We start from the raw sequence: 24,140 nt of genomic DNA on the forward strand, positions 1-24,140 counted from the left end.
GCAGACACTGCCGAAGCAGGTCATCATCGGCCTATGAAAAACCACCCGACATTTTCTCCCTGCTTTTGCAAAACCATGCCCTCGCCAGTGGGAACACTCACCCTGGTGGCGAATGAGCGCGGGCTGGCTGCGGTGCTGTGGGAGGATGATGACCCGCAGCGCGTCCGGCTAGGCCCGCTGCAGGAAAACGCAGCCCACCCGGTACTGATGGAGGCGGAGCGCCAGCTGCAACAATACTTTAACGGAGAACGCGGGAGGTTTGATCTGCCGCTCGATTTCACGGGTACGGAATTCCAGAAGCAGGTGTGGGCGGCGCTGCTGACGATTCCCTTCGGCGAAACACGCAGCTACGCACAGATCGCCGAGCAGATCCGCAGCCCCAAGGCGGTGCGTGCGGTGGGCGCAGCCAATGGCAGAAATCCCATCTCCATCATCGCCCCATGTCATCGGGTCATCGGCTCAAACGGCAAGCTGACAGGCTTTGCGGGAGGCGTGGAGGCCAAAGCATTTCTGCTGAAGCTGGAGGCCAGGGATTTGGCGCTGCATCTGAGCTGAAGGGTAACCCCCGATAGTTCGGGGGTGGTGCATGAACGCCCCATGTGGGCCGTATTCCTGCGGAATGCCCAACCGCACTCTAATTCCCTGCCTTGCCACCGGTCTGCTCGCCGCCCTGAGCGGGGCCGGAAAGGCTGCGCCAGCCGCAGCTCTGGACCCGAAGGTGCAGGCCTACTTTGAGGAGCATTGCCTGAAGTGTCACGATGCCGACGTGCAGAAGGGAGACTTCCGCATGGACACACTGTCTCCAAAGGTGGGCTTTGAAAACACGCCGCAGTGGCTGGAGATCATGGAGCGGATCAATTCGGGCGAGATGCCTCCGAAGAAGGAAAAAAAGCAGCCTGCAGCAGCGGCCAGTGCGCAGGTGGTGGAGTGGATCGCCGCCAGGATGAAGGAAGGCGAGCATGCACGCATGGCCTCGCGTGCCAGGGTGAACTACAACCGCCTCACTCGGGACGAATACGTAAACACCGTGCGTGACCTTCTGGGCGTGGAGTATGACGCCAAAGACCCGGGTGCTTTTCTGGAGGACCCGGAGTGGCATGGCTTTGAGCGCATTGGCTCGGTGCTAACACTCTCCCCCTCCAACATCGAAAAATATCTGGCCGCCGCTGAGACGATCCTGACCGAGGCCTATCCCGAGCCACCGGCCAAAAATGCCAAGCCTGCCCCACCCTTCGGCGGCTCCAAGCCCGTTCTCTATGAAGAGCAGATCAGCGAGCGGCACCGTGAGCGCCTGAGAGAGCTGGGCCTGCTGGACAAGGTGCGCTATGACATGTGGCCGGGCGACATCTTCCGCTACTCAGCACTCAAGGATCCCCTGCCAGAGGCGGGAGTTTACGAGATCAGCTACACCCTCAGCGGTCTGAAGCCGGAAAAAGGCCGCGCACCGCGCATCAAGGTCTATGAGTCCAAGCTGGACCGCGTGCTTTTCGAGCAGGACATCATCGCCCCCGAAGACAAGCCGGTCACAGTGACTTTCCGTGCGCATCTTCCCAAAGGGCGGCCGAACATCGAGGTGTACAATGATGTGCCCGGTCCCTCCAACCTGCCGCGCTCGGGCCGTCATGGCGAGACTCCGTTCATCAGCACCAAGATCGGTCGCATCCCGTGGCAGATGAAGCTGACCGATGAGCAGGGCAAGCCGCGCTATCCATTCCTCATCATGGACTCCATCACGTGGCGCGGGCCGCTGGTGAGCGAGGGCGAGAAGAAGCTGCGGAATGACTACATGCCTCAGGAAGAGGGCAACCTGGAGCAGGCACGCCACTGCCTGGCCACGCTGGCGAAGCGCGCCTTTCGCCGCCCGGTCACGGATGAAGAGCTGGACGGCTATATGGGCATCGTGAAAGCCGAGCTGGCAGCGAAGGAAAAATTCCGCGATGCCATGAAGGCGGGCATGCTCTCCATCCTGTGCTCCAAGAGCTTTGTCTTCCTGGCAGAGGGCGATGAAAACGCGAGCCGCCAGACACTGAACGATTGGGAGATCGCCTCCCGCCTTTCCTACCTGCTCTGGAATACCATGCCGGATGCGGAGCTCTTCGCCCTGGCTCAAGGGAACAATCTTCATGACAAGGCCGAGCTGTCCAGGCAAGTGGCGCGCATGCTTAAAGACGAGCGGTCAAAGCGCTTCACAGACTCTTTCACTACCCAGTGGCTGCGCCTGCGCAAAGTGGGCATGTTTCAGCCGGACAAGAAGCTCTACCCCGACTACGACAAGGCGCTGGAGAACAGCATGATCAGCGAAACCAAGGCCTTTTTCCGAGAGGTGCTGCAGGGCGGCCACACACTGCGGGATCTGCTCCATTCGGACTGGAGCATGATGAACGGGCTGCTGGCGCATTTCTACGGACTACCCGAGGCAAAGGCAAATGGCGGTGACTTTCAGCGCGTCTCCCTTCCGCCCGAAAGCCACCGTGGCGGACTGCTCACGCAGGCGTCCATCCTTTCGCTGACCTCCGACGGCGTGCGCCATCGCCCGGTGCATCGTGGTGTCTGGGTCATGGAGTCCATCTTTGGCAGATCACCGCCTCCGCCTCCTGCCAATGTGGACCCCATCGCCACCAATCCTGCGGCGCCCAAGGCCACGCTGCGCGAGAAGCTGGAAGCGCACATCCACGATGCCAACTGCGCGTCCTGCCACGGCAAGATTGATCCGCTGGGCCTCGCTTTTGAAAACTACGATGCCATCGGTCGCTGGCGCACGGAGGAGGTCACGGATGGCACCGGGGCCAACCCGAAGGTGAAGGCATCTGGCAAGCTACCCGACGGCCGCGAGTATGAAAATGCGGATGATTTCAAAAAACTGCTGCTGACAGACATCGACGCCTTTAATGCCACCTTCATCGAAAAGCTCGCCACCTACGGCCTGCGCCGCAGCATGTCGTTTGATGATCGAGATGATTTGAAAACCATCGCCGCCGCAGGCAAGGCCAAAGACTACCGCCTGAGAGACATCGTCGAGGCCTTCGTTTGTTCTGATCTGTTCCAGAAGCGCTAACCGCCCACCCACACCACTATGAGCAACCTGAATCTCAACCGCTGGCAAATCTCCCGCCGCCAGATGCTGCGCGGCCTTGGTGCGACCATCTCCCTGCCTCTGCTCGATGCCATGGGCGCGCTTCCCGCTCCGTCCAAACCCAAACGCAGCGTCTTTCTCTACATCCCAAACGGGGTCAACACGCTGACCTGGCAGATTGAGAAAGCAGGTGCTGATTATGAATTTACCAAGCCTCTGAAGTCACTGGAGAAGCACCGCGCGGACATCACGCCCATCAGCGGCCTGCACCACCCGATGGTGCTGGGCAAACATCACAACTGCGAAAAGGTCTGGCTCACCGGCGCGAATGTCCCCGGAGATGGCGGAGCCTTCCGCAACACGGTATCTGCGGATCAGCTCATCGCTGAGGTGCAGGGAAATGCCACGCGCTTCTCCTCGCTGGAGATGGCCATCGAGGGCACCTCGCTCGCGTGGTCAAAGGACGGCATCCAACTCCCCGCAGAGCGGAATACGCAGCAGATTTTCAACATGCTCTTCGGTGTCGAGAAAGACAGCAAGGAGACCATCCGCCGCCGCCTGATGCGCCGCGGTAGCATCCTGGATCTGGTGGCCGATGATGCGAAGCGGGTGAACAACAAGCTGGGCAGCGCCGACCGCAGCAAGCTGGATGAATACCTCACCGCCGTGCGCCAGGTGGAGGAACGCACCCGCCGCGCTGATGAGTGGCTCAATGTGCCAAAACCTGCGGTGCCCGCAGCTGAGGCCGCCCGCCTTCAGCGCAAGCTGAGCATGGCGGAGGCTGGTGAGTACTATCGTCTTTTCTACGACCTCATGATCATGGCGCTGCGCACAGATTCCACCCGCGTAATCACCTGCGGCATCGGCGGCGAGGGCAATGCCAGCGGCATTCCTGAGATCGGCATCCTGCAGACACGCCACGGCCTTTCTCACCACAATGGCGACCCCGAGCAGCTCCGCCGCCTGACCGAAACCGACACCTTCCTCGTTGGCCAGTTCAGCTATTTCCTCGACCAGCTCAAGGCGCTCAAGGAGGAGGACCACAGCCTCCTCGATACCACCCAGGTGCTGTGGGGCAGTGGCATGGCCTATGGCCACAGCCACGGAAACGCGAACCTGCCCACCATCCTCGCCGGAGGCAAAGCCCTCGGCTACAAGCACGGCACGCACGTGGACTTCAACCTGCCCAAGATTGGCAAATATGACGTCAGCAACGCCACCGAACACTACAAGATCTGCTCCCGCCCTGTGGACAGCGATGCCCGCGTGAGCAACCTCCTGCTGACCATGCTGCAGCGCGTGGATGTGAAGACGGATGTGTTCCAGGACAGCCTCAAGCCGATCTCACAGATCGTGGCGTAGCACCGGACTGTTTATCACCCGCCTCCAGATTCTCGATGCGCTTCCTCGTTCTCCTTTTCGCACTCTCACTGGTTCACGCTGAAGACAAACCCAAATTCCGCACGGATGCCGACGGCCCTGTCAAAGCGAACGAGAAACGCAAGGCTCCGAAGGATCGTAAGCCGGAGGATCCGCCGGAGTGGTTTCCGCTCACCGCCGGAGAGTTTCCGCCCGAAGGATCAGCCCATGCAGTCATGGGTGAGCTGATCCACGTCGAGCATCTGGAGCGGCGGGTTCAGATTCGTGTGGACCGAAATGACAGCCAAGAGCGCGGCATCTGGGATCTGCCTCTGGACGCCACGCTGCTGCCCTATGGCTCCGTGTGGTATCAGGGCGCGCCTGCCGCGCTGCAGGACATCCCGCTCGGCACCCACCTGCATGGGTGGTTTTACCAGGCAGTAATTGACGACAAGACACCGCTGCCAGACACTTGGTACAAGCGCAAGACGCCCGAGTGGGAATTCCGCCGCTGCATTCGTATCGAGGACGAGTTCTCCTTCCACGCGCGGCAGCAGCAGCTTTGGAAAATCGACAGTGTGGATCTTGCCACCAAGAAGATCACCGCCACGCTGCAGGATAGAGGCAAGCCCAGCGGCCAGCCCAAGCTCTTTGATCTGCTCAGCAGCACCCGCGTTTTTCAGAAAAACAGCATCGCAGACCTGAAGGCGATTCAGCCCGGGCAGACGGTTTTGTTCAACCTCACCTGGGTCACGCTCTATGGACCAGGCCGTGTCACTGACATCTGGCTGGATGAACAGGCGCGCACGCTCGTCACAGCAAACCAGCTCGAAAGGCACCGCACCTACATCCGCGAGCGCGGCTTGCCCGGATGGATCACTGAAGTCGATGACGAGAAGCAAATCGTCACCGTCGTCTTTTTTGACAACGTGGACCCCAAACTCTTTGACGAGCTGAAAATCAAAGATCCAAACGCCCCGCCGCCCAAGGATGGCAGCCCGCCACCTCCTGAGCCACGCGGTGGCCTGGCTGTGGCACTCGAGACTCTCATGACCTACGATCCAGTGAATGACCGCAAGACGGGTGGAATCATCGAAGTGAAAAAAATCCCGATGTCTCCCGGCTGCAGTGGCGTGCAGATGAAAATCAGGATGGACATGATGCTGGAAGGCTACCGCCCCAGGCGCGTCGTGCGTTTTTATCCCGAGACTTGGAAAGTCATCGCCCTGCCCAAAGAGGAGGAATATTTCGGCAAGGAGTGATGGTTATCACTCAGGCGGAAGGCCATGCATCCCTGATTTATTCGTCCGGTTTTGACACCGCTAGCGAGATACATGGCCTGCCAAACACGTTGGTATTTCCCCTGATGAATCGTTTGTTTTTGTTTTTCGCCATCCTGCTGTCAACCGGCGCCTTTTCTCAGACCACCGAGACGGTGGGCCATGCCGTGATGGATCAACGCCACAAGGCTTTGTTTCAGCAGACTTGCATTTCATGCCACGGCCCCGAAAAGCAGAAGGGCAAGTTCCGTGTGGACGACCTTTCCTTTGAGATCAAAGACATCGAGACGGCTGAGAAGTGGCAGAAGGTGCTGAATCAAATGAACTCTGGCGACATGCCGCCGGAAGACGAGAAGCAGCCCACGAAAGAGGCGAAGGCGGATTTTCTGGACGATCTGGCCAATGTGATGGTGGCGGCACGCCGCAGCCTGGGGGATCAAAAAGGAGTCATCACCATGCGCCGCCTGAACCGGCGTGAGTACAAAAACACGCTGAGGCAGCTTCTGGGCGTGGACGTGAACGTCTCGGATCTGCCTGCGGACGGCGGCGGCGGATTTGACACCGTGGGGGCCAACCTCTTCATGTCGGCGAACCAGTTTGAGCAGTATCAGCTCATCGGACGTGAAGCCATGGAGGAGGCTTTTGCTTGGCAGGCAGCCGCGAGTGTGGAGAAGAAACTTCACTATGAGGGTGAGACCACGACGCCAGTAGTTCGGAAGTTTGTGGACTACCAGATCGACGCCCAAAAGCGTGCCCAAAACTGGGTGAAGGCCGTGGAAGAGGCGGCGGCAAAGCCTGAGAACAAGGACATCGTGGCGAAGATCCGGAAGGAGTCGAAGAACGACAGCATCTTCCGCCGCGAGTGGGCACGGATCCCTGGAGCGCCGAATCCACGCTCTTTTGGTTTCGACAAGAAGGGCGAGAATGATGCGGACCTGGCGAATGACTCGCTGGGAGCAGGCTGGCTGAAGTATCACCAGTATTACATCGCGCAGCCTGCGGTGGACAAAGGAGCTTACCTGGGCACCCAAACTCGGCACCCGGCGGAGCTGAATGTGAACTACATCGAGCTGCTGGTGCCATTTGATTGGCCGGTGGGAAATTACGTGGTGCGCGTCTGCGCTGGCGCCACCAAGGATGCCCCGCCCGAGCGGCGCTTTCTCGACTTCGGCATCTATGCGCGAACCGGGCGCGTGATGGCGACGCATGAAATCACCGCCAGCATTGAGAAGCCGCAGGTGATCAAGATTCCGCTGACACTGACACGCAGCAACATGACACGGGAAAACCGTCTGCTCTTTGTGCGCGAAAAAGGAAGCTGGGACACCAACGAGGAAGGCGGGCGCAAACGCGCCGAGGCGGTGAAGCGCAACGGCATCGGTCCGGAGCTGACGCTGTGGGTGGACTGGATCGAGGTGGAGCGTGTGCCGGATGCAGCCAAGCCGAAACCGCCAGGCATTGCGGCGCTGGGCATTCCGCTGGATGACAAGGCCCCTGCGCCCACTCCGCAGGAACTCCGCGCAGGATTGGAACGCTTTGCTACGGAGGCATTTCGTGGGACCGCGCCCACGGCAGATTATATCGACAAGCTGGCCAGGCTCTATGAGGTGCGGCGGAAGGCTGGCGACAAACACAGTGCTGCGCTGAAGGAGACGCTCTCTGTCGTGCTGTCGTCACCGATGTTTCTGTATCTGGCGGAGCCGATCCCTGATGAGAAACACCGCCCTCTGACGGGTCCGGAGCTCGCCACACGTCTGGCCTATTTTCTCTGGAGCGCACCACCTGATGCTGCGCTGCGTGATCTGGGCAAAAATGGTGAACTCTTGAAGCCCGAAGTGCTGGCCGCCCAAACGGAGCGACTGCTCAATGATCCGCGTTCGGCGAATTTCCTCGAAGCCTTCACGCATCAGTGGCTGGGGCTGGATCGAATCGATTTCTTCGAGGTGAACCGCACGCTGTATCCGCGCTTTGACACGGGCACCAAGGTGGCTGCGAAAGCCGAGATTCATGAGACCATGGCGCATGTCATGCAGACAAATTCCAGCCTGCGCGACTTGCTGAAGGCTGACTATGTGATGATCAACCGCGTGCTAGCCCACTACTACGGCATTCCAGGTGTGAAGGGAGACGGATATGAAAAGATCAAGTTGCCCAAAGATTCGCCTCGTGGCGGTCTGCTCGGCATGGCGGCCGTGCATTTCATGGGCGGCAATGGCGAGCGTACCAGCCCTGTGGAGCGCGGTGCCTGGGTGCTGCGCAAGCTGCTGCATGATCCGCCCCCGCCTGCTCCGGCAAACGTGCCCGCGATCAAGCGGCTCGCTGGAAAAGTGCTCACCACCCATGAGCGCCTGCTCGCGCATCAGGAAGATCCGGAATGCGCAAGCTGCCACCGCAAGATCGACCCCATCGGCTTTGGCCTGGAGAACTTTGATGCAGCCGGACAATGGCGCACCGAGGACAGCTACATGGCAGTGGATGCCAACGGCAAAGCCGATCCAAAATCCAAGAAAACGTGGACGATCGAGGCTGCGTCGGCGCTCTACAAAGGACCTGCGTTCAAGGACTTCTACGGCCTGCGCGACATCATCGCCGCCAGATCAGACGCCTTTGCCCGAGGCTTCAGCGAGGCGCTGCTGGAGTTTGCACTTGGAAGACCGCCCGGCTTCCGCGATGAGCCGCTCCTCACCAGCATGGTTCAGCAGGCTGGAAAAAAGAATCTCGCCATCCGCGAGTTTATCCACGCGCTGGTCGCAAGTCAGGAGTTCCACACGAAGTAATCTCTCACCGAAAAATCACATGAGCCCCTCTCCCGTCTCACGTCGCCACTTCCTGCAATCCAGCACGGCGCTCATCGCGCTGCCTGCTTTGGAGTCTCTCGGATTTCGTCGCTTTGCCTCGGCAGCCGCTCCTGTGGCACCGCCAAAGCGTCTGGTGTTTCTGGGCTTTGGCTGGGGCATCACTACGGAGAGCTGGTTTCCAGACATCAAGCAGCCGGGCACAGACTACACTCTGCCAGAAGGCTTGAAGCCGCTCGCACGGCACAAGACGGACTTCACTGTGGTTCAGGGGCTGTGGAACAAATACAGCAACGACGGCCACTGGGGCAGCACCATGTGGCTCACGGGGGCGAACCGCTTTGGCGAGCCCGGACAAAATTTTCACAACAGCATCTCAGCAGACCAGGTGGCGGCGGCAAAGCTGGGTCTGGACACGCGCTTTGCCTCCCTGCAGCTCAACGGCAGCGAAAATGCGGAAGCCTCCGGCCACGGCCCCGGACTCTCGATGGCCTGGGACGTGAGCGGCAAACCCATCGGCGGCCACAAAGGCCCCGTAGAGGCCTATCACCGGCTTTTCTCCAAGGACACCACCCCCATCGAGCAGCAAAAGGCCATGCTGGCGCAGAAGCGCAGCGTACTGGACACGGTGATGGAAAACGCACGCACCCTGCAGAGCGGACTTGGCAAGACGGACAAGGGCAAGCTCGAAGAATACTTCCAGGGCATCCGCGACATCGAGACGCGCCTGAGCAAAGACGAGCAGTGGATCGGCGTGCCGCAGCCCAAGGCGCCGATCCCCGAGCCTGCTCCCGGTCTGGCTGGCAAGGAGGAGATCAAGATCATGTATGACATCATGATTGCCGCCATGCAGACAGACAGCACACGCGTGCTCACCTACCGTCAGCCCGTCAGCACGCTGCTGACGAGCATCGGCATCAAAGTGGCTCCGCATGACATGAGTCATTATCATTCCACCCTGGGTGAAAAACTGGATGCCTCCAAGCAGCGCGACCTAACGCAGAGCGAGCTGCTGGCCGGTCTCATCGACAAGCTGAAGGCGACCAAGGAGGTGGACGGCAGCCGCTTGTTTGACCACGTGGCGCTGGCCTATGGCAGCAACATCCGCACCGAGCACAGCCTGGACAACTGCCCCACGCTGCTCACTGGCGGCGGAGCAGGCATCAAACTCGGGCACAACATCGTCGCGCCCAAGGACACGCCGCTGTGCAACGCCTGGCTGACTCTGCTGCATGGCATTGGCGTGAATGTGGAGCGCCATGGCGACAGCTCAGGCGTGCTCAAGGAACTGATCGCCTAGCCCTTTCGCTTGCTCATGAAATCGTCACTTCTCATCGCAACACTGCTCGCGGCCAATCTCCACGCCGCCGACATCGAGCTGACCGAGACACTCCAACTGCCCGAGTGCCACAGCATCGGCTGGGTGCGGGCGAATACCCAGGTGAAGGGGCAGAAGAACTGGAACGGCGTGCTGGACGAGGCCAAATGGGGCACGCCTTCGCCACAGCAGGCGGTGGAGCGTAGCTGGGACTGGAAGCTCAGCGATGAGCAATGGCAGCAGGCCGTGAAGGAAAAAGGCGAAGGCAAAAAGGAAGACGTGAAGTTTGACCTCTGGATTCCAGAGGGCGTGGCGGTGGCCAGGGGCATCGTGGTCATGTCCGGCCATGGCAGCGGAGAGGCGCTCTACAAGCATGCGGAGCTACGCAAGATCTCTCGCGAGCTGCATCTGGCGCTTTTCAAATTCAATGGCAACCCCATGCAGCGCGGCTTCTGGCCAAGGAGCCTGCTGGATGAGCGGCTCAGGACCTTTGGCCAAAGGGCGCAGCATCCCGAGCTCGAAAACGCACCGCTCTTTCTCTACGGCCACTCAAACGGCACCGGCTTCTCCGCCATCTATCCCGCCGAAAGCACGCGCGTGTGGGGCTGGGTGTCCATGCGCCCAGGCACCACCTATCAGGTGTACCAGCCCGGCGCGGCACAGATCCCGGGACTGGTGATCTTTGGGGAAGACGATCCGTTTTTTGCCCGTCCCTCCAAGGAGGAAAACATGGGCGTCGTCGAGGCCATGCGCAGGAAACACCGCGCCCTGTGGAACTACGCCATGGAGCCCAAGACTGGCCACGGCCCTGGCGACAAGACCTGGCCGCTGGTCTTCTCCTTCCTGCGCCATACCTTTGCCGCCCGCGTGCCCGCATCTGCCGATCCGCTCAAAGGCCCGGTGCAGCTCCAGGCGCTGGCGCTTGAGCAGGGCTCGCTCGGGCAAAACTGGGACGCTGCACGTGGCGGCTACCAAACGCTGCCGACAGCCCCCTTCGCCTCCTTCGCGGGAGACAAAGCCGCCGCCTCCTGGCTCATTCATGCGGACTATGCCTCCGACTGGCAGATGTTTCAGCGGGATGGGCAGATCACCCGGCCGTAACAGCCCATGGTGGCATAGTGACTGCTCATCCCTCGTCAGATCACCATCGCGCACCTCCAAAGCTTCCGCACCTGCATGTCCTTTCGCAGTTGCAGACAGGTCCACCCATTGAAAATCAAGCGCATGCACGTGCGATTCTGGCATTTTTCCTGACGTCACCTTGCGCTTTCTTTTTATCCGACACAGCGGTTTGTGGTTGCCTCTGCGAGCGTGCAAGACAGTTTGAGAAGACCATTTCCTGATGAAACCCAAACAAGAATCCACCCTGGCCTGGTACGTGGTGCACACTCGCCCCAAGTGCGAGCACATCGCCGCATCGCTCATGGCGGGGCTGGAGGGCGTGGAGACATACTGCCCGCGCATCCGGTTTCAGAAGAACACGCGGCGGGGCAAGGTGTGGTTCGTCGAGGCGCTGTTTCCGAGCTACTTCTTTGCGCGGTTTGTGCCTCTGGAGTCGCTGCGGGCGGTGAACTACTCGCAGAACGTGATCAAGGTGGTGGACTTTGGGGACACGCTGACGCCCGTACCGGATGCGGCGATCGAGGAGCTGAAGGCCGAGATGAAGGACGTGGAGATTTGCGAGGTGGAAGTGGGTGTGAAAGTCGGTGACACCGTGGAGCTGACCGAAGGTCCGATGCGCGGGATGAAGGGGATTGTGAATGCGATGCTCACGGGCGTTGAGCGTGTGCGGATTCTGCTGGAGTTTTTGGGACGGGAGAATGCGGTGGAGGTACCGCTGTCAAAGATTTTGACGGAGCATCAGCCGCGGTCAGTGCTGGCGGCCAAGTAAGAGTTTGCGATGGTCATAACGGAGCGAGGGAACACGCTGGAGCCATTGGAACGTCAACGAGCCTTGGACAGATGATTCTACAGAGCCATTCTCGACTCGATCAGGCCAAAACTTTTTGAATGGGAAGAGATTAGGCGTGAGGCATGCTGGGCCTTGCAAGTGGCGTGGTGTGGGGTAGCTGAGTTGCTCCCCCTTCCCTTTTTCTTTTCCCATGCTTACCATCCGCGACGTCACGAAGACTTTTAATGCACGCACGCTTTTCAGCGCCGCGTCGATGACCATCAACTATGGGGAGCGGGTGGCGCTGGTGGGGCCGAATGGAGCAGGGAAATCGACGCTGTTTTCGCTGATTTTGAAGACGGACACGCCGGACTCCGGGGAGGTGATCCGGGATGAGTGGACGACGGTGGGGTTTCTGCCGCAGGAGAGCGAGCCGGTGGGGGATGAGACGGTGTTGGAGGTGGCGACGGGGAAGGCGGGGGAGATTGAGGCGCTGGAGAAGGCGCTGAGCGCCTTTGAGGCGGCGGGGGATGTTTCGAGCCCGGAGTATTTTGAGGCGCATGCGAAGCATGATGCGCTGCAGGACCCGCAGACGGAGGCAAAGGCGAAGAAGATCCTGAAAGGGCTGGGATACAAGGAGGAGGATTTTAACCGCCCGGCGCGCGAATTTAGCGGTGGGTGGGTGATGCGTGCACATATGACGCGACTGCTGGTGATGGAGCCGGATCTGCTGCTGCTGGATGAGCCGACGAATCACCTGGACCTGCTGTCGCTGATGTGGTTCCGGAATTACCTGAAAAACTATCCGGGGGCGCTGCTGATCATCTCGCATGACCGCGACTTTATGGATGAGCTGGTGCAGCAGGTGTATGAGATCGAGGAGAGCAAGCTCATCTCTTACCAGGGGAACTACAGCGACTACCTGAAGCAGCGCGAGGAAAACTACGAGCGGGCGATGCAGGCGTACAAGAACCAGCAGAAGGAGATCGAGCAAATCCAGGATTTCATCGACCGATTCAGGTCGGTGGCGTCGAAGGCGTCTCAGGCGCAGAGCCGTGAGAAGCAGCTGGCGAAGATGGACAAGCTGGAGAAGCCGCGGCCGCTGAGGAAGGGCTTCCGCTTTAACTTCCCGCAACCGCAGCGCAGCGGGCAGCGGCTGATCACGCTGACGGACATCCACCAGGCTTATGGGACGAAGCAGGTGTATCGCGGTCTGGATCTGGAGATCGAGCGCGGGGAGCGGACGGTGCTGGTGGGGCCCAACGGGGCGGGCAAGTCCACGCTGATCAAGATCCTGGCGGGTGAGGTGCCTTTCCAGAAGGGTGAGCGGAAGCTGGGGACGAATGTGAAGCTGGGGTATTTCTCCCAGCACCGGGCGGATACGCTGGACCCGGACTGTAGCGTGCTGGAGGAGCTGAAGCGTGTGGCGCCGGAGCTGCGCGAGGATGAGGCGCGGAGCATCCTGGGCTCATTCCTTTTCAAGCGCGAGGATGTGCACAAGAAGTGCCGGGTGCTGAGCGGCGGCGAGAAGAGCCGCGTGAATCTGGTGAAGTTTCTGGTGGATCCGCCGAACCTGCTGCTGATGGACGAGCCGACAACGCACCTGGACATCTGGGCGATCGAGGGGCTGATCCTGGCGCTGCAGAAGTTTGAGGGGACGCTGGTGTTCATCAGCCATGATGTGCATTTCATCCGGTCGCTGGGGACGAAGGTACTGCATATCAATGACGGCAAGGTGACGGCGTATGCGGGGGACTATGACTACTACCTGGAGAAGACGGGCGCGGAGGAGAATGCGCGCGCGGCGGTGGTGGCGGGGTAGTGGGGCCCGGAGGGCCGTTGGTGGTGGTTTGCGATTGCTTGCGGTGGTTGGCCCGGAGTTTCCAGAAGTGGGGGCTTTGGGTGGTGGGTGTTTGAGGGGGCGCTGGGCGACGGACATGGGTGTCCATCGTACTTTTATGCGGGGCGGTGGGTTCTGCGCAGAGGGATGGAGTGACTCGTGAGTCAGGGAGGTAGCGTGCCGCACAGAGGACTGTGCGGACCACGATGGGGGCCGTAGGCTGGCTTCGCGTGGTGCGGACCACGATGGGGGCTGCGACGGGAGAGCGCCGTCACACCTGTTTTGATTCCTCCCAAAGTTTTTCGAACTCTTATCTGTACAGCACTTTATAATCCAATATCACACGACTGTAGCGGTAATTAGGATTGAGTGTTTGACCACCCACGCTGAGGAAATCGAAGGGGATTTTATCAAAGTATACCCACAGTGCCGATTGAAGTGAGGTACTGACTCCTGTCTGTAGCACGATGCCCTGGAGGGTTGAGGAGAATAAGGCGTCGTTGCTTCCACACAGAACAAACAGCTTTCTTAACTGAGGGAGCAACTTCTTCTTCCCCTGATCTGTCGTCACGCTGCGCAAAACCAATTCATGATGGCGCTCATGCAAGTCATTAATGTTTAGAACGTCTCTTTCGGGCGGAACGTGGTTTTCTTGATCAAACAGTTTCTTCAAATCTGCGTGCAGTTCATGTTCCACTGCATGCCGCTTCATTGAGGTGGGGATTGCGCATCCGCTCATGCAGACCAATGAGAAGCAAAGAAAAAGCCTCATGTTGAGTTGTTGGTGACTTGCAGAGCCAAGTCTCAATACCTGGCATCAGCCTGGAAGGAGAAAGCGAAGGCGCGGTGGTGCAGGATGATATGGGGTGGAGATTGTAAACTGGGAACTGAAAACTGAGAATTGCAAACTGGCCGGACAACGGAACAGGACTACTTGGGCAGGGAGGGAACGAGGAGCTTGGCGCGCTCGGCGGCGTCTTTGTCTTTGGGACGATAGCGAAGCAATTCGCGTGCAGCGGCGGGTGAGCCCTGGGCTTTGAGGGATTTCAGGTAGTCGTCGAAGGTCTGCGTCTCGAAGGGCGAGAGCGGACGCGTGACGGCGCTGGTAAGCAGCCAGCGAGCCCACTTGAAGGCGATCTCCTCGCCTGGAGCGGGCTTTTTGGGCACGGCGGAGACGGCGGCTTCGTAGTCCTCTAGGGAGACATCCTGGAGATTGCCGTCAGCGGAGAGATGACGGCGGGCGATGCCTTCGGCGAGCGTGAGGAACCACCCTGGCAGCTGCACACCTTGGGGGGGCATGGCGGCGGTGAAGAAGCCGTGGCCTGAAACGCGGAAGAGTACATTGGCGCCATCGTCAGACACACGTGCGACGACGATGCCCTCCTCATCCTGGCTGCTGCGGGGGGTGTCACGGATGCCGGGGGTGAGACACGCGCCGGAGGCGAGCTCCCACACGCGCATCTCGCCCTCGTCGGTGACGGTGACGAGGCGCTTGTCATCGGGGCTGAGGGCGATGACGGGCACGTAGGAGTGGTGCTGGAAAGTGACGACGTTTTCGCGAGAGGCGATGTCCCACACGCGCACGGCGCGGTCGCGCCCGGAGGTGATGAGGAATTTTTCATCCTGCGTGAGCGTGCAGGCACCGACGGCGGGCGGATGGTGGAAGGGCTTGCCGATAGGCTGGAGCTTTTTGGCGTCGTAGATGAAGACGGTGCCGTCAGGGTCGGCGGCGGCGTAGAGGGACTTTTTGCGGTTGGCGCCACCGGCTTCTGAATTGCGGAGCTGGTCAGGGGAGTTGTCGGGCCCCTTGATGCGGGTGATAAGATTTTTGTCGAGCACATCGACAAATTTTCGGCCGGACATGCGCTCGTGGATGTTCCAGACTTGGACGAAGGGCATGCCACGCGGGGCTAACGCGAGGAGGGAGCCGTCGCGCGTGATTTTGGCGTCTTTGACGACGTATTCGATGTGGGAGGAGAGCAGGGCTCCCGTCTGGATATCGAAGACACTGACGTCACCATGTCTGGAGATGGAGGTGATGAGGCTGGTGTCTGTGGCGGGTATGGCTTTCAGGATTTCACCATCGTGCGGGCGGGTGGGGAAGCGGAGCTTGCCGTCGCTGAGATTCCAGATGTGGACGTAGCCGCCGCCATCCCCGACAACGATGGATTTGGCGTCGTCGCTAAAGGCGAGGGAGGTGATGGAGGAGGGGTGGGTGATGGGAGGGAGGACCTCGCCGCCGTTGCGGAAATTGCCGACGAAGACTTCGCCTTTGTTCATTCCGAGCGCGATGAGCTCGCTGGTGGGCTCGATGGCGACATGGAGGAGACCTTTTTCGACCTCGATGGGTTCGCCCACACGCTGGCCTAGGCGGAGGTCCCAGGTGGTGGCAGCACCGTCTTCGCCCTCGGGATTGATGAGGTCTCCGCTGAAGATGGAGGCGGCAAAGATGCCGTCATTGTCCACGGCGATCTCGCCAACGACGCCTTTTTGCTTGAGCACTTTGGCAGGCTCCTGGGGCTGTCGGAGGTCCCAGACGTGGATAGTGCCCATGCCTTCCAAGCCAACCTCGCTGCCAGCGAGAAGCTTGGTGCCATTGCCGGAGATGGCGATGCAGGTGACGAGACTGGGCATGAGCGGCTGGAGGGTGCGGCGTTTGCCGTCTTTGAGGTTCCAGAGCTCGACGCTGCCATCGTCACGGGCGATGACGGCCTGCTGCCCATCGGGAGTGACCTCGAGACAGGTGATCTCGACTTCGGGAGGCACAGGGTGGTCGGTGCGCTCGCCAGTTTTCATGTCCCAGATGGAGATGGTCTGTCGCCTGCCGCCGGGCTCTGGAGCCGCGCCGGCCTTGGGAGCGATGAAGCTGGCTGCGACGACACGCCCGGCCTGCGGGCTTACAACGATCCTGGCGGCCTCTGTGGCGCCCTGAGGCAGCGCCAGGGGCGCGGTGTCCGGGCGGATGAGGTGGACGTTGGCAAGGAGGGAGAGGAGATTGGTCGAGGAGCGGTCGTTTTGGGGATCGGTGCGCAGAGAGCGGGCAAGGTAGGCCACGGCATCATTGTGCTGGCCGCGCTCGGTGAACTGCCGCGCCATCTGCTCATCTGAGCGGCTGTAGGAGCGGCGCAGATCTTCACGCCCGCGCTCGGCTTCCTGGTGATTGCGCTCGGCTTCAAAGTAGAGGGCGGTACTCGTGATGCCGCCGATGAGGACCGCTAGCGAAATGGCGATGGCCGCAGCGACACCGACGCGATGGCGGCGGACGAATTTGGTAATGAGGTAGCGCCGGCTGGGCGGACGGGCGGTGATGGGCTCGAAATTGAGATAACGCGTGATGTCATCGGCCAGGTCATCGGCGCTGCCATAGCGGCGCTCGGGGTCACGCTCCAGAGCCTTGAGGGCGATCCAGTCAAGATCGCCTTTGACGGAGGGCTCGATGCTGGAGGGCTTGGGAGGGTCTTTCTCAGCGAGATCCCGCAGCAGGATGTGAATGGGTTTGGCCGAGATGTCTGCGGGGGTGATGAGCGCCTTGCCGCAGACCAGTTCGAAAAACACACCTCCAAGAGCATACACGTCTGAGCGTGTGTCCACATGGGAGCTGCCGTTTTCGATCTGCTCCGGGCTGATGTAGCCGGGGGTGCCCACGAGTTGATCCACACCGGTGGCGATGGTGTGACCGGAGCCCTCACCTTCCAAGACCTTGGCGATGCCGAAGTCGATGACCTTGGGCACGGCTTTGCCGGCCTCATCCATGACCATGATGTTGCCGGGCTTGATGTCGCGATGAATGATCCCTTTCTGGTGGGCGTGGTTCACCGCGCGGCAGACAGGGATAAAGAGGGCGAGGCGCTGCCGGAGATCGAATTCGTTCTGCTTGCAGTATTGGGTGATGGAGCGGCCCTTGACCATCTCCATGACAAAGTAGGGAGCGCCAATGTCCGTCTCGCCCGCGTCGAGGATGCGGGCGATGTTTGGGTGCTCCATGATGGCGAGCGTGCGTTGCTCGATGGCAAAGCGTCCGAGAATGTCTGCCGAGGTGACGCCGGCCTTGACGATCTTGATGGCGACGATGCGATGGATGGGCTTGACCTGCTCGGCGCGGTAAACGACGCCGAAGCCGCCTTCGCCGAGCTTGTCGAGAAGGCGGTAGCGGTCGCCGATCCAGCCATCGTTGCCGGTGAGGGACTCCATGTGTGACCTCGGCTTGGAGGTGACCCCCATCGAGGCCATGGAGCTGGCGGTGGCGGCAGGCAGCCCACCGTGGCTGGCCAGCGTGGCAGCCCCGGGAAGCGTGGCTGCACTCGGCAGGGTCGCCGGCCTGCCGGTGGGAATGGCGATGGTCTGATCTTCGGGACCGAGCGTGATATTGCCGGTGTCCATCGGCATGGGCTTGCGGCCTGCGCCCAAGGTCGCGGCAGGCAGGCTGCGGCTTGGGGTCGGAATGGCGATGGTCATGTCCTCCGGGCCAAGGGTGATCATGCCCGTGGGAGAGCCCTGCGCGGAGGAGTCTGCCTTGAACTGGCTGGTGGGCGGCTCTCCAGGCTTGAGCTTGGGGATGGCGATCGTCACATCCTCCGGCCCGAGCGTGACCATTCCCGTCGGAGTCTCCTCCACAGGAAGAGACTTTGCCTCTTTGTCTTCAGAGGAGCGTGCTGGTTGGGCCGGTTCAGGGTTCACAGAGAGGAGTCGAGTGAGGAAGGGAAATGTTTCAGATTAGGCCACAATGGGCAAGCCCTGTGATGGAGTAAGAGAAGGAAATCACCATGGCGGCTTTATTTAAACTGCCGCAGACGCAGGCTGTTCAAAATAACGGACACGCTGCTCAGAGACATGGCAATGCTGGCGATCATAGGATTGAGCAGCCACCCGGTGAGAGGGTAGAGGATGCCTGCGGCCAGCGGGATGCCGAGGCCGTTGTAGAGGAAGGCAAAGAGGAGGTTCTGGCGGATCACCTTCATGGTGGCGCGGCTGAGGGCAAAGGCCTGGTGCAGGGCTCGCAGGTCCCCCTTCACCAGCGTGACTGAGGCGCTCTGGATCGCCGCCCCCGTGCCGGTGCCCATGGCGATGCCCACATCGGCTGCCGCCAGCGCGGGCGCGTCATTGATGCCGTCTCCGGCGAAGGCCACGTGGCGGTCCTTCCCCCGCGCCTGATAGACCTGCAGCAGCTTTTCCTTCGGGGAAACCTCTGCAGCCACTTCGTCGATATCGAGGTCTTTGGCCACACGCTGCGCGGTGGCCTGCAGGTCTCCGGTGATCATCTGCAGCTTAAGCCCCAGCGCGTGCAACTCCGCAATGGCGGGCGGCGCGGACTCCTTGATCTTGTCTTTGATGGCAATAAGCCCAAGAGGCTTTTCATTGAGCACCACGACGACCACGGTGCTTCCCTCAGCCTGCATCTTCTGCGACTGCGCCTGACACTCAGGGCTGATCAAAACGCCGTTCTTTTTCAGGAACGACTCCTGTCCGACGAAGACTTCGCTTTCGCCCACATTTCCCAGCACCCCACCGCCTGGGATAGCCTGGAAGTCCGCGACGGTTGCGAGAGGGATGCCGCGCTCTTTGGCGGCATTGACGATAGCGGTGCCGAGCGGGTGCTCGCTGGGGACCTCCACGGCAGCGGCGCAGGCGAGGAGGTCACGTGCGGAAAGCCCGGGCAACGGGAAGATCTCCACCACCGAGGGTTTTCCCTCAGTCAGCGTGCCGGTCTTGTCGAGCATCACGATGTCGATCCCCTGCAGGCGCTCCAGCGTCTCGGCGTTTTTGATCAGCACACCGAGCTGCGCGCCTCGCCCCAACCCCACGGTGACGGCCATGGGCGTGGCCAGACCGAGCGCGCAGGGGCAGGCGATGATGAGCACGGCAACGGCATTCACCACGGCAAAGGCAAACGAAGGCTGCGGTCCGAAGGCCCACCACAGCAGGAAGGTCAGCAGCGCCACGCCAACGACAGCCGGCACAAACCAGGCCGACACACGATCTGCCAGACGCTGCACGGGAGCGCGGCTGGCCTGGGCCTTGGCGGTCATTTCCACGATCTGGCTCAGCAGGGTGTCCGCACCCACGCGCTCCGCACGCATGAGGAAGGTGCCGCTGCCATTCACCGTGCCGCCAGTCACTGCTGCGCCTGCCGCTTTTTCCTGCGGCATGGACTCACCCGTGAGCATGGATTCATCCACAGTGGAGCTGCCTTCGAGCACGCTGCCATCCACCGGGATCTGCGCGCCGGGCTTGATGCGCAGCACGTCGCCCACCAGGATCTCGTCCAAGGGGGTCTCAGTCTCGACACCCTCACGCACACGGAAGGCCGTCTTGGGCGCCAGGCTCATCAGCGCCTGAATGGCGCTGCCGGTGGCCCTGCGGGCGCGGAGCTCCAGCAGCTGCCCGATCAGCACCAGCACGGTGATGACGGCGGCGCTTTCAAAGTAAAAGACCATGTGCCCGGCCTGATGTGGCAGCCACTGCGGCACGGCCAGCGCCACCGTACTGTAAACCCACGCCGCCAGCACGCCGAGGCCGATGAGCGTAAACATGTTGAACCGCAATGTACGCAGAGAAGCGACAAAGCGCTGCAGCAGCGGCCAGCCCACCCAGAACACCACCGGAGAGGCCCACACAAACTGCATCCATCCGGAGGCCTCGTGCGGGATGTCACGGATCACAGGCAGGTCCATGCCCATGGAAAGAAGAACGACCGGCGCAGCCATGGCGGCGCTCCAGCGCACACGCCACCAGAGATCCTGCACCTCTTCATCCCCACCGTCACCGCAGCATTCGGGCTCATTACGGCGGGCCAGCGGATTTTTCTCCAACGCCATGCCGCAATGCGGGCAGGCACCAGGGGTATCCGAGCGAACATCCGCGCACATGGGGCAGATGTAGGCTGCGGGCGGCAGATCTTCCTTCACAGCAGCAGCCGGCTTCTTCTCATGCGAAGAGCAGTGCGGGCAGGATGTCGGGGCTTCAGGAGACATTGCAGCGATAAATAGCCGCACAATCAACGTCATCACCAGCCGATTCTTGGCGAATGCTGCGTCATTCCAAGGCAGGCTCGTGCTTCCGCGGCAGGCAAATCAGCAAATCCCACATCTGCCGACATTTCACCCGGTCCGGCTGCGTTTCTCTCGGCATCAGATTCAACCACCCATGATCTCACGCTCCCGTTTTCTGCTCTCCTTCGCACTCACCACTGTATTTGCCTCTTCCTCGTGGGCGGCTGACAGCGTTAAAATCGTCCTCGTGGCTGGCAAGGTGAAGGAGGTGGACAAGGTCGGCCATCATGACTACCTCGGCGGCTGCCGCCTCATGCAGGTGCTGCTCAAGCAGACACCGGGAGTGGATGCCGTGCTGGTGAATGAGGAATGGCCCGCGGATGAAAAGATCTTCGAAGGCGCAGCAGCCGTCGTGTTTTACACCGATGGCGGTGGCAAGCAGGCCTATCTGGCCTCGCCCGAACATGTGGCTGCCGTGCAAAAGATGGCGGACGGCAAGGTGGGACTGGTGAACCTGCATCAGGCCGTGGAATTCACACCGTCCTTTGCGCAGCAGTCCATGGGCTGGCTCGGTGCGTTGTACAACGGGCTCTCCAGCCGCGGCCATTGGGACAGCGTGCATGACACCTTTCCCAAGCACGCAATCACCAGCGGAGTCACTCCATGGAAGATCAATGACGGCTGGCTGAACCACCTGCAGTTCCCGGCAGAAATGAAGGGTATCACTCCACTGGTCTGGTCGGGCAAGGAGAAGCTCGGCTCCCCTGAAGGTGGCGACAAGGACATCGTCGGCTGGGCTTATGAGCGTCCCAGCGGCGGACGCTCCTTCAGCTTCAGCGGGCTGGATGCCCACGGAGCCTGGGAGCAGGCGGGCATGCGTCAGCTGGTGATCAATGGCGTGCTGTGGTCAGCTGGAGTGGGGATTCCTGCCACAGGCGCGAAATGCGAAGCGGACAAGGCGCTGATCGATTCCTTCCTGACACCGCGCATCGCACCACCCAAAAAGGTGAAGCCTGAAGCTGCACCTGCAGCACCTGTCGTGAAGTAGAGAATCTGCGGCCGGTTCAGACATTGGTCTGCAAAATCCCCTTTGCGGACCGCCAACGATTACCTTGAGCGAAATACCTCGCTCATCAGGCATTCAACCAGCAACGTGTTCAGGCCGAGGCCCTGCTTTTTCACCTTGTCGTGCAGCTTGTCGATAATGAAGTCGTCATTCAGCTCCATCGTGCGCCCGGTAGTGTAGGTCAGCACCTGACGAATGAGATGGCGGCTGAAAAGATCGGCGCGGGTATCGTGGATGACCTTCTTGAAGCTGGCAAAGTCCGTGTAGGTTTCGCCTGAGGGAAATTCGCCGGTGGTGTCGATCTTGGGCGCAGGAGTCTTCTTGTTCACCTGCGGGTACTTGGTGCGCCAGCGACCGACGGGGTCGAAAGACTCCAGGCTGAAACCCAGCGGATCAATCTTGCGGTGGCATTCGGCGCAGGCAGCATCGGCACGGTGCTTGGCAAGGCGGTCGCGGATGGTGGTGGCTCCGCTGACATCAGGATCAATCGCCGGCACCACATCCGGCGGCGGGGGCGGCGGCACACCAAGAATGTTTTCGGTGACCCACACGCCGCGCGTGACGGGCGAGGTCTCCACACCATTGGCGCTCACCGTCAGCACGGCAGCCATGCCGAGCAGGCCGCCACGATGCGCATCGCCCTTGAAGCTGACTTTCTTGAAGCCATCGGCCAGGCGCAGGGTCTTTTGCTCGGGCAGGTCGTAGAGCCTGGCCAGTTTCTTGTCCACAAAGCTGTGATCGCAGTCGATGAACTGCAGGACAGAACCGTTGGTTTTTAGCATGTCGCGGAAAAAGAGGCTGGCCTCGGTCTTCATGGAGGTGGGCAGGTCCTCCGCATAATAGGAGCGCACAACCTCGCGTGGCGGCGGCATGCCGCCGAGTTCACGCAGATTCAGCCAGCTGTCCAAAAAGCCGCCGATGAAACCCGTCACACGTTCATCGGCCAGCATGCGCTGAATCTGCTTTTTCAGCTCCGCGTCCTGCGTCAGCTTGCCAGACTTTGCAGAGGCAAGCAGCGCTGCGTCCGGTGGTGCAGCCCACAGAGCATACGCGAGGCGCGAGGCAAGGTCGTAGGGGCTGAGGGTTTTTTCAGACTCAGCGGTAATCTCGCTCAGATAGAGAAAAGAGGGGGAGCACAGGATCAGCTTCAGCGCATCCAGCGCAGCCTGCCGGGGTGTGTTTTTTTCAGCCAGCCGCTTTTCATACAAAGCCTTGATGGGTTGGCGATCAGCGTCAGTAAGCGGACGACGATAGGCCTTCTCCGCAAAGGCATCGAGCTGCTCCAGCGCGTGCGCTTCTTGAAATCCATCCTTGCCAAACACAGCGATCTCCTCGGCTCCGCCTTTCTCTTCAGGCACAGGGCCGTTGATCTTGATATCACTGATGCGGATGTGCGGCAGTTTGCCCTCCAGCAGAATGTGGGCGCGGCCGACGCCTGAAGAACCGACGTCTGCCTTGAACTCGTCCTTGTAGCGTTTGTTGATCGTCACCACCGAGGCGCGGGATTCATACGGGCCGTTGGGGAAGATGAAGCGGGGGGTCTGCCCGGCCTCCAGCCAAACGCGGAATTTAAATACGGTAGGCGTGTTGTCCGGCACCACGGTGCTCGCCAGCAGCGGCTCAATGGCCTGCGGGTAATGAATGTGTCCTTTGGTTACATCTCCAGGCACGACTCCGAGGATGAAGGGCTCGGAGAAGTCGATGCCGAAAATGGCAGGATCATAGTGCGTGTCCCGGTGCAGTGCGACAGCCTCCACTTCGATGTCATAAAGACCGGACACGGGCACTCCCTGCTTGAAGTCCTCGATATGGCCGTAGCCGCCCTGGCGGGTGTCGGTGTTCGGCTGTTCGTAGAGGCAAAGGTAGCGGAAGTTGAAGGCGGACTTGTGAGAGCCCTGCAGTTCTTCGTACTGCACAAAGTGGCTGTTGAAATGCCAGCTCTTTGGCTCGGTGGCCGGCTTGCCCAGTCGTGTTTCCACCAATCGGTTCGCAGACTGGAAATACTGATCCACCAGGAAGCCCGAGGTCACCAAGGACTTGCCGATGTTGTCCATGTGCTGGCTCGTCTTTTCCTTCGGGAAATCGGCTGTGAGCCCCAGGGTATCCACCCGGCGGCCAAACAGCACAGCAAGAGTGTTCTCATACTCGCGGCTGGACAGGCGGCGCATGACCGTGCGGCTGCCCGTGCTCTGGAATTTGCCATAGGCCGCCACCGTGCCATCACGCAGCGCGCGGATCATGGCCAGACGCTCCTCATCGCTGGGCTGGTCCGCTTTTTTCGGCGGCATCTCCTTCAGCGTGAGCTGGTCGATGATGTCACGTGCGTCGATGAGATCCGGGACAGACTTCAGCGGCAGCGCAAATTTCTCAAAGGCACGGTCTCCCTTTTGCACATCGGCATCATGGCACTCCAGGCAGTACTTCCCGAGAAACTGCTGCGCGAGCTTGGGCGCATCGTCTGCCGCATGAACCGTGGTGAGGAGCGTGAGGCAAAGCAGTGCGCTGGAGCGAATTATCGGAGCTGTCATG

At 60.6% G+C, this 24,140-nt stretch carries 14 protein-coding genes; 10 read left to right on the plus strand and 4 right to left on the minus strand.

Annotated elements, in window-relative coordinates:
- Positions 1–75: 75 nt before the first annotated feature.
- From HNQ65_RS09430 to HNQ65_RS09470, 9 genes are all read left to right on the plus strand, one after another.
- Complete coding sequence (locus HNQ65_RS09430; protein ID WP_184339272.1) at positions 76–555, plus strand: methylated-DNA--[protein]-cysteine S-methyltransferase; 480 nt, start codon at positions 76–78, stop codon at positions 553–555.
- Positions 556–619: 64 nt separating this feature from the next.
- Positions 620–3,055: a DUF1592 domain-containing protein gene (locus HNQ65_RS09435; protein WP_221306099.1), complete on the plus strand. Its 2,436-nt coding sequence runs from the start codon at positions 620–622 to the stop codon at positions 3,053–3,055.
- Positions 3,056–3,073: 18 nt separating this feature from the next.
- On the plus strand, positions 3,074–4,435 hold the full coding sequence (locus HNQ65_RS09440) for a DUF1552 domain-containing protein (protein WP_184339274.1): 1,362 nt from the start codon (positions 3,074–3,076) through the stop codon (positions 4,433–4,435).
- A 35-nt stretch (positions 4,436–4,470) separates the two neighbouring features.
- On the plus strand, positions 4,471–5,694 hold the full coding sequence (locus tag HNQ65_RS09445) for a hypothetical protein (protein ID WP_184339275.1): 1,224 nt from the start codon (positions 4,471–4,473) through the stop codon (positions 5,692–5,694).
- A 104-nt stretch (positions 5,695–5,798) separates the two neighbouring features.
- The gene (locus tag HNQ65_RS09450; RefSeq protein ID WP_184339276.1) at positions 5,799–8,489 is read left to right on the plus strand and encodes a DUF1592 domain-containing protein; all 2,691 of its coding nucleotides are present in this window, start codon (positions 5,799–5,801) and stop codon (positions 8,487–8,489) included.
- A 19-nt stretch (positions 8,490–8,508) separates the two neighbouring features.
- A complete protein-coding gene (locus HNQ65_RS09455; protein WP_184339277.1) occupies positions 8,509–9,807 on the plus strand; it encodes a DUF1552 domain-containing protein in 1,299 nt (432 codons plus the stop codon).
- Between the two features lie 15 nt (positions 9,808–9,822).
- On the plus strand, positions 9,823–10,926 hold the full coding sequence (locus HNQ65_RS09460) for a hypothetical protein (RefSeq protein ID WP_184339278.1): 1,104 nt from the start codon (positions 9,823–9,825) through the stop codon (positions 10,924–10,926).
- 241 nt (positions 10,927–11,167) lie between these two features.
- Positions 11,168–11,716 (plus strand): transcription termination/antitermination protein NusG, encoded by a 549-nt coding sequence (gene nusG, locus HNQ65_RS09465; RefSeq protein ID WP_184339279.1) that lies wholly within the window; start codon positions 11,168–11,170, stop codon positions 11,714–11,716.
- A 211-nt stretch (positions 11,717–11,927) separates the two neighbouring features.
- Positions 11,928–13,538, plus strand: coding sequence for an ABC-F family ATP-binding cassette domain-containing protein (locus tag HNQ65_RS09470; RefSeq protein WP_184339280.1), 1,611 nt, complete (start codon positions 11,928–11,930; stop codon positions 13,536–13,538).
- A gap of 328 nt (positions 13,539–13,866) precedes the next feature.
- Here HNQ65_RS09470 and HNQ65_RS09475 read toward each other — a convergent pair whose 3' ends face one another.
- The 3 genes from HNQ65_RS09475 to HNQ65_RS09485 all read right to left on the minus strand — a co-directional run bounded on the left by HNQ65_RS09475 (position 13,867) and on the right by HNQ65_RS09485 (position 20,527).
- Positions 13,867–14,268, minus strand: coding sequence for a hypothetical protein (locus HNQ65_RS09475; RefSeq protein ID WP_184339281.1), 402 nt, complete (start codon positions 14,266–14,268; stop codon positions 13,867–13,869).
- 218 nt (positions 14,269–14,486) lie between these two features.
- Positions 14,487–18,233: a protein kinase domain-containing protein gene (locus HNQ65_RS09480; RefSeq protein WP_184339282.1), complete on the minus strand. Its 3,747-nt coding sequence runs from the start codon at positions 18,231–18,233 to the stop codon at positions 14,487–14,489.
- Positions 18,234–18,328: 95 nt separating this feature from the next.
- On the minus strand, positions 18,329–20,527 hold the full coding sequence (locus tag HNQ65_RS09485) for a heavy metal translocating P-type ATPase (protein ID WP_184339283.1): 2,199 nt from the start codon (positions 20,525–20,527) through the stop codon (positions 18,329–18,331).
- A 172-nt stretch (positions 20,528–20,699) separates the two neighbouring features.
- Here HNQ65_RS09485 and HNQ65_RS09490 point away from each other — a divergent pair, with 172 nt between their 5' ends.
- Positions 20,700–21,593 carry a ThuA domain-containing protein gene (locus tag HNQ65_RS09490; RefSeq protein ID WP_184339284.1) on the plus strand — a complete coding sequence of 298 codons (894 nt, stop codon included), beginning with the start codon at positions 20,700–20,702 and terminating at the stop codon, positions 21,591–21,593.
- A gap of 59 nt (positions 21,594–21,652) precedes the next feature.
- On the opposite strand, the gene HNQ65_RS09495 is transcribed toward HNQ65_RS09490, so the two are convergent.
- The gene (locus HNQ65_RS09495) at positions 21,653–24,139 is read right to left on the minus strand and encodes a DUF1592 domain-containing protein (RefSeq protein WP_246437984.1); all 2,487 of its coding nucleotides are present in this window, start codon (positions 24,137–24,139) and stop codon (positions 21,653–21,655) included.
- Between the last annotated feature and the right edge of the window lies 1 nt (position 24,140).

Origin of the sequence: Prosthecobacter vanneervenii (assembly GCF_014203095.1) — a bacterium.
GTDB lineage: Bacteria > Verrucomicrobiota > Verrucomicrobiia > Verrucomicrobiales > Verrucomicrobiaceae > Prosthecobacter > Prosthecobacter vanneervenii.